This is a genomic window from Leisingera sp. ANG-M6 (genome assembly GCF_000813905.1).
GTDB lineage: Bacteria > Pseudomonadota > Alphaproteobacteria > Rhodobacterales > Rhodobacteraceae > Leisingera.
In genome coordinates this window covers 53,256-65,667 of the sequence record NZ_JWLG01000008.1, presented here as the reverse complement: position 1 = coordinate 65,667, position 12,412 = coordinate 53,256, and the positions used below count along the sequence as shown (strand labels likewise).

The 12,412-nt window shown below is 65.2% G+C and carries 9 protein-coding genes; 6 read left to right on the top strand and 3 right to left on the bottom strand.

What is annotated here, in order from left to right; all coding sequences use genetic code 11:
- Positions 1-89: 89 nt before the first annotated feature.
- The 3 genes from RA24_RS05945 to RA24_RS05935 all read right to left on the bottom strand — a co-directional run bounded on the left by RA24_RS05945 (position 90) and on the right by RA24_RS05935 (position 6,157).
- Positions 90-1,364: an MFS transporter gene (locus RA24_RS05945; RefSeq protein WP_019296897.1), complete on the bottom strand. Its 1,275-nt coding sequence runs from the start codon at positions 1,362-1,364 to the stop codon at positions 90-92.
- Positions 1,365-1,569: 205 nt separating this feature from the next.
- Positions 1,570-2,619, bottom strand: a complete 1,050-nt coding sequence (gene queA, locus RA24_RS05940) for a tRNA preQ1(34) S-adenosylmethionine ribosyltransferase-isomerase QueA (RefSeq protein WP_039190469.1) — start codon at positions 2,617-2,619, stop codon at positions 1,570-1,572.
- A gap of 73 nt (positions 2,620-2,692) precedes the next feature.
- Positions 2,693-6,157 (bottom strand): YhdP family protein, encoded by a 3,465-nt coding sequence (locus tag RA24_RS05935; protein ID WP_039190468.1) that lies wholly within the window; start codon positions 6,155-6,157, stop codon positions 2,693-2,695.
- Between the two features lie 50 nt (positions 6,158-6,207).
- Between RA24_RS05935 and RA24_RS05930 the strand changes: the two genes are divergently transcribed.
- The 6 genes from RA24_RS05930 to RA24_RS05905 all read left to right on the top strand — a co-directional run bounded on the left by RA24_RS05930 (position 6,208) and on the right by RA24_RS05905 (position 12,251).
- Positions 6,208-6,669, top strand: a complete 462-nt coding sequence (locus tag RA24_RS05930) for a peroxiredoxin (protein ID WP_039190466.1) — start codon at positions 6,208-6,210, stop codon at positions 6,667-6,669.
- A 209-nt stretch (positions 6,670-6,878) separates the two neighbouring features.
- Positions 6,879-7,721 (top strand): ferritin-like domain-containing protein, encoded by an 843-nt coding sequence (locus RA24_RS05925; RefSeq protein WP_039190465.1) that lies wholly within the window; start codon positions 6,879-6,881, stop codon positions 7,719-7,721.
- Positions 7,722-7,820: 99 nt separating this feature from the next.
- Entirely contained in the window at positions 7,821-8,330 is a 510-nt protein-coding gene (locus tag RA24_RS05920) for a ribosome modulation factor (RefSeq protein WP_039190463.1), read from the top strand.
- 390 nt (positions 8,331-8,720) lie between these two features.
- Positions 8,721-10,073: a LamG-like jellyroll fold domain-containing protein gene (locus RA24_RS22890; protein ID WP_039190461.1), complete on the top strand. Its 1,353-nt coding sequence runs from the start codon at positions 8,721-8,723 to the stop codon at positions 10,071-10,073.
- 299 nt (positions 10,074-10,372) lie between these two features.
- Positions 10,373-11,704: a M23 family metallopeptidase gene (locus tag RA24_RS05910; RefSeq protein ID WP_039170092.1), complete on the top strand. Its 1,332-nt coding sequence runs from the start codon at positions 10,373-10,375 to the stop codon at positions 11,702-11,704.
- Positions 11,694-12,251 carry a bactofilin family protein gene (locus RA24_RS05905; RefSeq protein WP_039146145.1) on the top strand — a complete coding sequence of 186 codons (558 nt, stop codon included), beginning with the start codon at positions 11,694-11,696 and terminating at the stop codon, positions 12,249-12,251. The genes RA24_RS05910 and RA24_RS05905 overlap by 11 nt, the downstream gene beginning before the upstream one ends.
- The last annotated feature ends 161 nt before the right edge of the window (positions 12,252-12,412 follow it).

Below are 12,412 nucleotides of genomic sequence, written 5' to 3'. Positions count from 1 at the left end.
TTACCTTTACAAGTAACCTTGGGTCACAAATTACGTCAGACAAGCCCTCTGTGTGAAATAATCCTCACAATTCCGGCTGGTTAGCGCAATCAGACTGTTTCTTGGGCAGTTTCCTGCTCCTCCAGCTCCGACTCGATGGCGTATTCCTGGGCAAATTCCACAGCCACCGGCGTAGCCGTCGGCGACATCGCGGCAAAGCTGCCGGTTTCATCGACAGGCACCGCCGCACGCTGCGTCGCGCGGTAGGCGGCATAGGCGGCCATCGCAAACATCAGCGCACCGATGAAGGTAAAGAAGCCCGCCGGACCAAACACCGCATCCTCCATCAGCCAGCCGGTGATCAGCGGCCCGGCAATGGCGCCCAGCCCGTTGATGAAAATCAGCCCGCCGGAAGCCGCCGCCATGTCGTCATGCTCCAGGTAGTCGTTGGTATAGGCGATCAGCAGCGAATAGAGCGGGTTGGAAAGGCCGCCGATGAAGAAGGCCGCCACCAGCAGCATCTTGAACTCCATCCCGAACAGGAAGCCCAGGACAGCACCGACGCCGCCCGCGAGGGCCGCACCCAGGATCAGGAAACGGCGGTCCATGCGGTCCGACAGCCAGCCCAGCGGGTACTGCAGCAGCATCGCCCCTACATAGAAGGTGGAGACAAAGACCGACAGCTGCCACAGCGTCAGCCCGGCGGCTGAGCCGTAAACCGCGCTCATGCCGAACTGGGCCGAGAACACGCCGCCCAAAAGGAACATGCCGACACAGCCCAAGGGCGAGGTTTCAAACAGCTTGCGCAGGGTCATCGGCTTGGTGGTGTCAAAGGCCGGCGTCGGCGAGATCGACAAGAGGATCGGCCCAAAGGAGACCGAAACAAGGATCGACGCGATGATGAACGCCTCATAGCCGGCCGGGTCGCCGATCTGGATCATCATCTGGGCGGCGATAATGCCGATGGTCTGCACGATCATATAGAGCGACAGCGCCTTGCCGCGGTTGGTGTTGTCGGCAGCATTGTTCAGCCAGCTTTCCGCGGTCACATACACGCCCGAGAAGCAGAAGCCGATGATCATCCGCCCCAGCGCCCAAGCAACTGTGTTGGGCAGCAGCGGATAGAGGATCATCACGGCAGAGATAAACGAGGCCAGTGCCGCAAACACCCGCACATGGCCGACGCGGCGGATCATCTCCGGCGCCAGCCGCGAGCCGCCCAGGAAGCCCACAAAATAGGCCGCCATCACGATCGACATCTGGAAGGTCGAAAAGCCCTCAAGCTCGCCGCGCACACCCAGCATGGTGCCCTGCAGGCCGTTGCCCACCATCAGCAAGCAAACCCCCAAAAGCAGCGCCCATGCGCTCGACAGCACCTGCAGCATTTTAATGCCTCCTTCGAAAGCAAAGCAGCCCTCCACAACGGGACGGGCTGCCAACACCTTTGTTTGTTATGTCCGGGCGATCAAGCCCGCCGGGCCGGTATCGCCGATTCCGATTTCAGTTTGATGAACCCTATGCGCGCGTGCGGGGTTCCACAGTTGCGGCGCTTATCTAGGATTTCCTGCCGCTTTTCTGAGATGTATTCGCCTAAGCCGGGATCAAAAGCGACGCGTCGCCGTAGGAGAAGAACCGGTAGCGGTTCTCAACGGCGTGGGCATAGATCTTGCGGATTTCCTCCTGCCCCATCAGCGCCGAAACCAGCATCAGGAGCGTCGATTTCGGCAGGTGGAAGTTGGTCATCAGCGCATCCGCCACCTGGAATTCAAACCCGGGGTAGATGAAGATGTCAGTGTCACCTTCCCAGGCATGGATCCGGCCGTCCTTGGCAGCACTCTCGATCAGCCGCAGCGCCGTGGTGCCGACCGGGATCACCCGTCCGCCAGCCGCTTTGGTTGCGGCGATCTCTGCTGCAGCCTCTTCGCTCACCTTGCCCCATTCCGCGTGCATCCGGTGGGTGGTCACGTCTTCCACCTTCACCGGCAGAAAGGTGCCCGCCCCCACATGCAGGGTGACATAGGAAATCTCCACGCCCCGCTCCTTCAGCGCCGCCAGCAGCGGCGCGTCGAAATGCAAAGAGGCCGTCGGCGCCGCCACCGCGCCTGAATTCCTGGCCCAGACGGTCTGGTAATCGGTCTTGTCCTGCTCATCCGCCGCGCGCTTGGCGGCGATATAGGGCGGCAGCGGCATCGCGCCGGCCTCGGCCAGGGCGGCGTCGAAATCGGTGCCGCTCAGGTTAAAGCGCAGATACCCCTGACCGTCCTCGACGGTGTCCAGCGTCGCGCTCAGCGCATCGGAGAAGATGATCTCTTCCCCTGCCTTGATCTTCTTCAGCGGTTTCAGCAGCGCCGCCCAGCTTCCATCGGCGCGCGGCTCCAGCAGGGTCGCCTCGATCTTCGCCGCCACCGGCCCTTGCGCACTGTCGCGGTGGCGCAGCCCGCTCAGACGCGCAGGGATCACCTTGGTGTCGTTCAGCACCAGCCGGTCACCGGGCTGCAGCCAGCCGACCAGATCGGTCACCTTCCCGTCGTGCAGGGCACCGCCCTCGGCCACCAGCAAGCGGGCCGAGCTGCGCGGATTGGCAGGCCGGGTGGCAATCAGATCGTCGGGCAGGTCAAAGTCGAAATCGCTGAGTTTCATGGCGCGCGCTATATGATGTGCAGCGGGGAAGTTCCATGGCGATTTTCGCCCCGCGCAGGGTTTCCTTCAAGGACTACTTGTCACTGCCCCGCGGTTCGCGAACCAGTTCCTCGCCGTCTTCGAGCACCTCGCCGTCGGCACTGAACGCCCGGTTGTCGCCTGGAACCTTGGGGGCCGGCCCGCGGAAAATCTCCCGCAGGAACCCCGGCGCCAGTCCGGCCAGCGGGTTGACAGCAACCGACGGATCATCCGCAGTGCCGCGCAGGGTAAAGGTAAAGCCGAACAGACCCTCACCGTCACGCGGCGACAATACTCGCCCGATCGCGTTCAGAAGGTAGACCGGAGAAATCACCCCCCGCATGTTCAACCGGCTGCTGTTCAGGTTGTAGTTTCCGTCCAGCGACAGCCCCATCGACGGGCCCACCGCGCTGCTCTGGTGCAGGATCAGATGCGAATCCCCCAGCCGGAACCGCCCGTCCATGCTGGTGAACAGGATGCCCTGCCCCGTCATCTCATCCAGCAGCCCGACCAGGCTGATCGCGTTCAGGATCGCCGCCATCGACGGCGCGTTCCGCACCCGGATGTTGCGGACGTTGACCTTGCCGTCATATTCACCCGGCGCACCGGCGGCGGGCACCAGCGTCATGTCGAAACTGCCGCCGCGGCCATGTTCGAACACGCCGGCGGAGCGGAACACCCCGCCCGCATCATTTGAGCGGATGCGCGAGGCGGTTCCCCCGTTCTGCGGCACCACGGTGCCCGCCACCGGCGTCTGCCCGTTCAGCCGTGCGGTGAACTCCCCGTTCATGCCGCCGCGGGTGGAAAACCGCCCCTGGAAATTCTGCAGCCCGATGCTGTCAGTCACCTGCAGGTTCTGCAGCCGCAGGGTGATCGGCACATCGCCGCCGCTGCTGCCGCTGCTGCCGCTTGCGCTGTCGGAGAACGGCGACCGGTTCAGGTCCAGCCGCCCGCCGGTCACCTCGATCGCGGGCGCCGCCGCGCCACGGCCGGTGAAGGTCACGGCGCCGCGGAACCAATTGCCGGCCTGCGCGGAGGAGAACACCGCCTGATCCAGCCCGCCGCTCTTGCGCGTCGTGACCCGGCCCGTGGCAGACAGTCCGGGCGCTTGCAGCTCCAGACGGTCCACCCTGGCTGGCTCGGCCAGCGTTGCAGTGAGCGACAGCTTGCCTTTTGCTGCCGCGCCCTTGCGCCAGCTGATTTCCGGTATGCGCAGCCCCACTCCGCTAAGGTCCGAGTCCAGCTGCAGCCGCGGTGGCGTCCCCGGCTTCAATTCCACCGAGTACCGCCCCTGCGCCTTGCCGGATACCGCACCGCGCGGCAGGCCAATGTTGAAAGCCTCAACCGCAGCCGGGGACAGTTCGATCACCCCGGCGACCCGGCTGTCCGGCGGTGCATCCTTGCCGATCTTCTGCTGCCAGCCGGCACTCAGCGGCACGCCGGACAGGCTGCCATTACCGCTGATCCGAACCTGCCCCTGATCGCCCTCAACCTGCAGCAGCGGTGCCGCCGCCACATGGCCCGGCACCAGCTTTGCGCTTTCCACCGCCCGCACCGTGCCGCGGTAGTGATAGAGGATCTGTTCCACCGGCACCTCTTTCTGCAAGGGCAGCGACAGGGTGCCTTCGGCCTCCGCCAGCCCTTCCGCCAGGTCCACCGGCAGGCTGGCCTTATCCATCACCCGCAAGGGTTCCCGGTTCAGCAGCGACAGCGCGGCAGTGGCAGAGCCCTTCGCCTTGATCCGGGCAATCCCCGGCGTGCCATCCTTGGCCGATACATCCGGGATGATAAAGGACGTGCCCGCCACCTCCACCTCGCCGCCCTGATCCGCCGTGACGGTCCCGCCCGAGGAAGTGACCACAAACCGGTTGCCGTAAAGGCTCAGCTGGCCAGAGCCGCCAACCACCGGCGGCATGAATTTCTGAAACAGCACTTCGGCGCCCTCAAACGCCAGGTCCAGGCTGACAAACGGCTTGCCGCTGCCGCGCCCGCGCATGTGGAAGCCGACATCGCGCACCAGACCGGCCCGCAGGTTTTCGTGCACCCACTCCCGCGGCTTCGGGGCCAGAACTGAGGGCCACAATTCCTTGACCCGCGCGGCGCGCACCTGATCGACGCTGCCGTTCAGATCGTAGTCCCAGCCGTCGCTGCCTGCCCCGACAGTGCCGTCGAAATGGATGCGGCTGTCGCCGTCCCGCACCAGCATCTCTCCCAGCCGCAGCCGGAACGGTTTCAGCCGCAGATCGAAATCCGCGTCCACCGCCGGGAATTTCACCGGTGTCTCGAACAGCCGGCGCGGGTTCAGCTCCAGGTCGGAGAACCGCAGCTGGCCCACCAGCCCGGCCAGCTGGCCGTTCTGCACTCCGGCCAGACTCGCCTGCCCCTGCATCACCCCTGAGCCCCAGCCGCTTTCCACGCTCAACTCCGAGAACGCCAGCCGCTGGCGCGCGGGATCATAGGTGAAGTAACTGCGCGCGCCGGTGATCGGCACCGGGCGGGTCTGCGCGGCCGGCTGGATCACACCCTCGCCGATGCGCAGGCTGGCCTGCACCGGCTGCACCACGCCATCCGCCGCCACACCGCCGCGCAGCGATCCGGAAATCGGTGCCCGCAGCACCCCCAGCCAGCCCAAGGCCGGGCTTTGCAAGGCGATATCCTCACTGGCGATCTCCGACACAAGCACCCCGAATTCCGCTTCGGGGCTGCCAATCTCGGACGCATAGCTGGCCTCTACCGTGCCCACCTCGCCGCGGCCGCTGAGGACAGAGAACGCCGCCGACAGCGACACCGAACTGCCCTGCCGCTGCAGCCCGATCCGGCCGCCGTCCAGCGTCCAGCCGCGGCCCAGCCGGTCGTCGGTATAGGAGAGGGTCAGCTCGCTGGTTTCCACTTCGGTCAGCGCCGCCAGCACCGGCTTCTGCAGCTGACTGTCCCATTGCTCGATCAGCTCCACCAGGGTTGCAGCCCGCCGCGATGGTGCCGCGCCGCTGGCAAAACTCAGCGCCAGGCTGCCATCCTCATTACGCCTGAGCGCCGCAAACAGCCCGCTCAGCGCGATCCGCTTGGGCTGGATCCTCCCCCGCAGAAGGGGCCGCATCGCCAGGCTCGCCTGAGCATCCGCCAGCTGGGCAAAGACACTGCCGTCCGGATGCCGCAGCACCACGTCCTGCAGGCTCACCCGCGGCCGCCAGCCCTTGTTCACCACCACATGGATGGCGCCGAATTCGACTTGCAGCCCGTTCAGATGCTGCTCGATCCGCGCCTCCACCCGGGTGCGCACCCAGTCCGGCGCATCCAGCCGGGTGCCGATCCCGAAATAGACCGCGCCTGCACCCAGAAAGGACAGCAGCGCCAGCACCCAGACCAGCCCGCGCAGCAGCCGCCAGCGGCGGCGCCGCCGCGGCGCCGCGGCGGCAGCCGCATCCGCTTCCGGCTCGGGGCCGGGCACGGGCACCGCCTCTGCGGCGGCGCGGATATTCTCGCCGTCGGGTTTGATCTCAGCTTTCCCTTCGCTGTTCATCGGTTATGGTCGCCGCGCAGTGAGTTGCGCAAATGACAGGAGACAGGCCAATGCTCGACGTTTCAGATCCCGCCCCTTCCTTTACCCTGCCCCGCGGCGGCGGCGGAGAGGTCACTTTGTCCAGCCTTCAGGGCGCGCCCGTGGTGCTGTTCTTCTACCCCCGCGATAATACCCCCGGCTGCACCAAAGAATCCATCGCCTTTTCAGAGGCTTTGCAGGCATTCGCCGATGCCGGCGCTCACGTTTTCGGGATTTCCAAGGACAGCCTCAAGAAGCATGAGAATTTCACCGCAAAACACGGGCTGACCACACCGCTTCTGTCGGATGCGGAGGGCAGCGTTTGCGAGGATTACGGCGTCTGGAAAGAGAAAAGTATGTACGGCAAAAAACACTGGGGCATCGAACGCTCCACTTTCCTGATCGGTGCGGACGGCAAGATCTCCCGTGTCTGGCGCAAGGTAAAAGTCGATGGCCATGCCGAGGAAGTGCTGGAAGCCGTCCGCGCCCTTTAGGCGAAGTGCTCCCGCCAGCCCTGCCCGCGCCCTGAGAGGCACGAGCCGCGGCTGTTGGGCCCGGCGCCGCCCCATGGGCCTGGATGATCAGCCTGCTGATCCCCCGCAGGCGCGGGAGTGCGCCGGTTTCCGCACTGGACTCTGCCGCCCAAATCAGGTGAACCGGCCCCCGCAATGGCCCAGCCGCCCCGCCGCAACAGGAGACCCGCATGACCGATCAGCCCCTTTCGCTTGCCGAACGTGCCGCCGAGGTGCTGACCACCGCCGACGGGCGTGCCAAGACCGCCCTGTCGCGCCGCCATGCCGCCGCGTGGTTTGCCAGCCGCAAGGGCGAGGCGCCGCAGATCCCCACCGGCACCGCCAGCCCGCCGATGCACCCGGCACGGCCTGATCAGCCCGCACTCCTGAACCCGCGCGACGTGCCCAAGCGCAAGCCGGGCTCCGAAGCCGGGCGCATCGCGCTTTTGCATGCGGTGGCCCATATCGAGCTCAATGCCGTAGATCTGCACTGGGACATCATCGCCCGCTTCTCCCATGTGCCGATGCCACTGGGGTTCTTCGACGACTGGGTGCAGGCCGCGGATGAAGAAAGCAAGCATTTCAACCTGATTTGCGACTGCCTTGAAGCCCTGGGCAGCCATTACGGCGCCCTGCCTGCCCATGCCGGCATGTGGCGCGCAGCCGAGGACACGGCAGAGGACCTGATGGGCCGACTCGCGGTTGTGCCTATGGTGCTGGAGGCCCGTGGCCTTGATGTGACCCCCGGCATGATCGAGGTGTTCCGCAAGGCAAACCTCCCCCAGGCGGTGGAGGCGCTGGAACTGATCTATGCCGAGGAAGTCAGCCACGTTGCCTATGGCTCCAAATGGTTCAACTTCCTGTGCGGACGGGACAATCTGGACCCAAAGGAGGAATTCCATGCTCTGGTGCGCAAGTATTTCCGCGGCGCGCTGAAACCGCCCTTCAACGAGGAAAAACGCGCCGATGCCGGCCTGCCGCCGGATTTCTACTGGCCGCTGGCCGACCAGGTGAAACCGCTGCCGGGCTGGTAAACCGGGCCGGTGAACCAGCCGCCTGAGCACCCCGGTCCGGCCTTTACCCGGAGGCCGCACAGGCGTAGACTGCAAAGGCCCGGAACCGCGGCTGCAGCCATGTTCGAAAACGACTTTCCACTGCTGAGCACAGCCAGCCTTGTTGCCCTGATCCTGCACAAGGCCGGGACCGGTCCCGTGACGCTCGAGAGCTGCGAAACCGCCCTTGCCGCCCTGTTCCGCCAGGCCAATGAGACCCCCGGCCTGCCGCCGGAGGAGCTTCGGGAACGGCTGGCGGGCCATCTGGCGGACCTTCAAACAGCCCGTATTCTGGAACAGGAAGCGGACGGCAGCTGGCAGCTGACCCGCCGCGGCCGCCGGGCGCTGGAACAGCACCCGGAAGGCCTCGACCAGACCGACCTGGCCCGCTACCCGGAATTTGCCGCCCATCTGCGCGACACCGCCCATCAGCCTTGCGGAATGGACCCGAGGGGCGCGCATTTTGACGAAGGCTTCCGCGCCGGCCTGAACGGCCAGCCCCTGACCGCCAACCCCTATGCCTTTGACAACGCCGACCATCAGGCTTGGGAAAGCGGCTGGAGCGAAGCGAGAAACGAACGCCAGGGCTGACGGGACGTTCACCGGCAAACCGCACCTGCGGCCTGGCCTTGCAAGGCCCTTTCCGCGCTTCTTAGCCCTCTTTTCAAGGCTTTCCATGACACTCTTCCCCTGAAACGGTGGTTTACCAGTCGTGCCGGATACCGGGTAAACACACCTGGGATGCGTACCCTCCACCGCAGCAAGGGTATCCTGCTTGCGCTGCCGCGCCAGTCTGCGCGCTGACAAAGCCAAGGGGGAACCGGCATGAACCCCACGGACATGGAATTCATTCCCAACGACATGCTCGAGACCGAAGACCGCACGGTCATGCCCTCGGGCCTCACCAAACTGTTCCACTAGGACGGCGACGCAAACGACAGCGCCGGCGGCAACAATGGCACCGTCTATGGCGCCAGCACCGTGGCCGGCAAGGATGGCGGCGCGCTCAGCTTTGACGAGACGGACGATTACGTCGCCATCCCTGATGTCGAGATGAACGACACCTTCACCATCACCTTCCAGTTCAAGGCCGATGATAACGACGGCTCGCTGTTCCAGTACCTCTACAGCCACGGTGACATCAACGGAACCAACAGCATCAACGTTTTCATGACGGAAAACGGCCACGGCACCGACCCGAATATGATGCGCACGGTGATCCGGGACGAGATCGATACCCTCAGCAACACCGATTTGGAATTCGACATCAGCGGCATCATCGGCGACGGCCAGTGTCATACCTATACGCTGACTGTGGATTTCTCCGGCTCCAAGGTCTACCTCGACGGGGTCGAACAAAACAGCAGCACCGCTGGCGGCGATCCGATCGCCCCCACCGGCGATGTGATCCTCGGCAGCCGCAGCGGCTTCAACGCCGACCGTTATTACGGCGGCGAGATGGATACCCTGCAGATCTACGACCGCGCCCTCACCCAGTCGGAGGTGACGGAACCCCACACCACCACCGCCCCGACAATTGCCGCAGGCACCGTGATTGCCTCGGTCGACGATGTGACCGACCCGGACAACCCCACGGGCCATACCTTTTCGCTGACCGACGATGCCGGCGGCATATTCGTGATTGACCCGAACACGGGCGATATTTCCCTGGCCGCCGACCACGCTGCAGACACCCTGTTCAGCGACACCGTCACGGTCAAGGTCAAGGTCACCGACCCGGACACCAACACCTATACCGAGACCCTGGGCGTCGCCATCGGCACCGAGGACGGCGATGACACCATGACCGGCCCGCACAACCAGAACGTGATGTACGGGCTGGGCGGCAACGATGACCTCACGGGCGGCAGCGGCGATGACACGCTCGATGGCGGCGCAGGCAATGACTCCCTGACCGGCAGCGCGGGCAACGACGTCTTTGCCGTCTCCACCGGCCATGACACCATCAGCGATTTCAACACCGGCAATACCGGCGCGCTGGATGATGGCGACAGCGACAACACCCAATTCGGCGCCGGCGACAGCCTCACCTTCTCCGGCGCTTCCGCCGACAGGTCCTCCTTCACCACGGAAAACACCGGCGTTTTCTGTTTCACCGCGGGCACCGCCATCCGCACGCCCCAAGGCGATAAGCCCATTGAGACGCTGCGCCCCGGCGATCTGGTATTCACCCTCGACAACGGTCCCCAGCCCATTTGCTGGATCGGCACACGGCGCCTGACCCGGGCGGAGGTTGGGCGCTGTTTCCGCAACTGTTCCGGCCCGGCGCTGCGGCACCGCAGGCCTATGGGGGGGGGCTTGCCCGGCCCGTAGCTGCAAAACCTGAGCAAGCCGGACGGCCAGCTCCGCACATGCTGCCCACCGCCTTCCTCGCGCAGCACCTGCCAGTCTGACCGCCGCCGCTGCGCTGACCCCGCGTCACCCCGGGATCAGCCAGGTGCCGTCTCGGCAAATTTCCGCCGACTTCCCCGTCTGACCAGCACCTTGCCCCCCCAATGGGTCAACAGGCTTGCCCAAATGCGCAGCCCTGTCTATTGACTTCGGCCAAGGTCCCGGGCCTGCCCCTAGACGGCACAAGGGCACCGGACGACGAGACAGACAGGGAAGACACATTGCGCACACGGCTCGCGATCAGAATTCACAGTTTTCTCGAACGCCGCTTCCCGGAGCGGCGGGTGTTCCTGAAGTCCGATACCGACACAAGGTTCATCCGGCTGCGCTCTGAAACCCAGCTGATCGCCATGGCTGGCGTCACCCTGTTTGTGGCCTGGTCGATTGTCGCCACCGCCATCGTGCTGATGGACAGTATCGGCTCCGGCAACTTCCGCGAGCTGGCCAAGCGCGACCAGCAGACCTACCGCGCCCGCCTGAATGCGATTTCCGATGAACGCGACGCCCGCGCCGAAGAAGCACTGGCCGCGCAGGAGCGTTTCAACGCCGCGCTGGCGCAGATCTCCGTCATGCAGTCGGAACTGCTGGCGTCCGAGACCCGCCGCCGCGAGCTGGAAACCGGCATTGAGGTGATCCAGTCCACCCTGCGCGACACCATGACCCAGCGCGACGGCGCCCGCAAAGCCCTGGCGCAGCTGAAAGAGGATACCGAGGGCGGTGCCAGCCCCCATGCAGTGATGGCCAGCGCCGAGGCGCAGATGGGCCTGCTGGCAAGTGTTCTGTCCGACACCGCAAGTGAACGCGACCAGATTCAGGCCGACGCCCAGGGCGCGCTGGAGCAGCGCGACGAGCTGGAGCTGGAACTGCAGCTGATGAATGAGCGCAACAGCCAGATCTTCCGCCAGCTGGAAGAGGCGGTTGCGGTCTCCGTCACCCCGCTCGACAAGATGTTCCGCAACGCCGGCATGCCGCCCGACCGCATCCTCGAACAGGTGCGCCGCGGCTACAGCGGCCAGGGCGGCCCGCTTGAGCCGCTGGCGATGTCGACCCGGGGCGAGGAACCCAGCCCCGAAGCGCTGCGCGCCAATGCCATCCTGGCCAAGCTGGACCAGCTGAACCTCTACCGGCTGGCCGCCCAGCAGGCGCCCTTTGCCACCCCGGTGAACCTCGGCCACGTGCGCCAGACCTCCGGCTACGGCTACCGCCGCGACCCCAAAACCGGCGGCCGCCGCCTTCACAAAGGGTCCGATTTCGCCGGCAGCACCGGCACCGATATCTTTGCCACCGCCGACGGCGTGGTCACCCATGCCGGCTGGCAATCCGGCTACGGCAAGATGGTCACCATCCGCCACGCCTTCGGCATCGAAACCAGATACGCCCATAACTCCAGGATCCGCGTGACAAAGGGCCAAAGGGTCTCGCGCGGGGATCACATTGCTGATATGGGTAACACCGGACGGTCCACCGGGACCCACCTCCACTACGAGGTCAGGGTCAACGGGCAAGCTGTTAACCCCATGATCTATATCAAGGCTGCGAGAAATGTTTTCTAAGAGCAAAATCAACGAGCCCGGGCCGAAGCAGGCCGAAGCAACCCCGGCACCCGCGGCAGCACCGGCAGCTGCGCCTGCGGCCAGCGACTACACCTCCAGCATGCCCAAGGCCAAGCCCGCCGCATCGCTGCTGAGCTCGGACCTGCACATCACCGGCAACGTCAAGACCACCGGCGACATCCAGGTCGAAGGCACCGTCGAGGGCGACATCCGCGCGCATCTGCTGACCGTCGGCGAAACCGCCACCATCAAAGGTGAAATCACCGCTGATGACGTGGTCATCAACGGCCGCATCGTCGGCCGTGTGCGCGGCCTCAAGGTGCGCCTCACCTCCACCGCGCGGGTCGAGGGCGACATCATCCACAAGACCATCGCCATTGAGTCCGGCGCCCACTTCGAAGGCTCCGTGCAGCGCCAGGACGACCCGCTGAACCCGGGCGGCCGCAAGTCCGCTCCGGCGGCAGCCGCAGCTCCGGCCGCAGCCCCGGCTCCGGCACCGTCGGCCGCGGTTCAGGCCGCAACCAAGGCACATAAAGCAGAAAGCTGAGCCGCCATCCGGCAAGCCTTCTGCACGGCCGGGTCTGACAGGGACCACCAGAACGCCGCGGGGCCACCCGCGGCGTTTTCTGTTGCATCACCCTGGCTTTACGCAACGTACAGCAGTCCGGCCTTTACCATTTTCGCTTAAAGATTTATCAACCGCCAAAA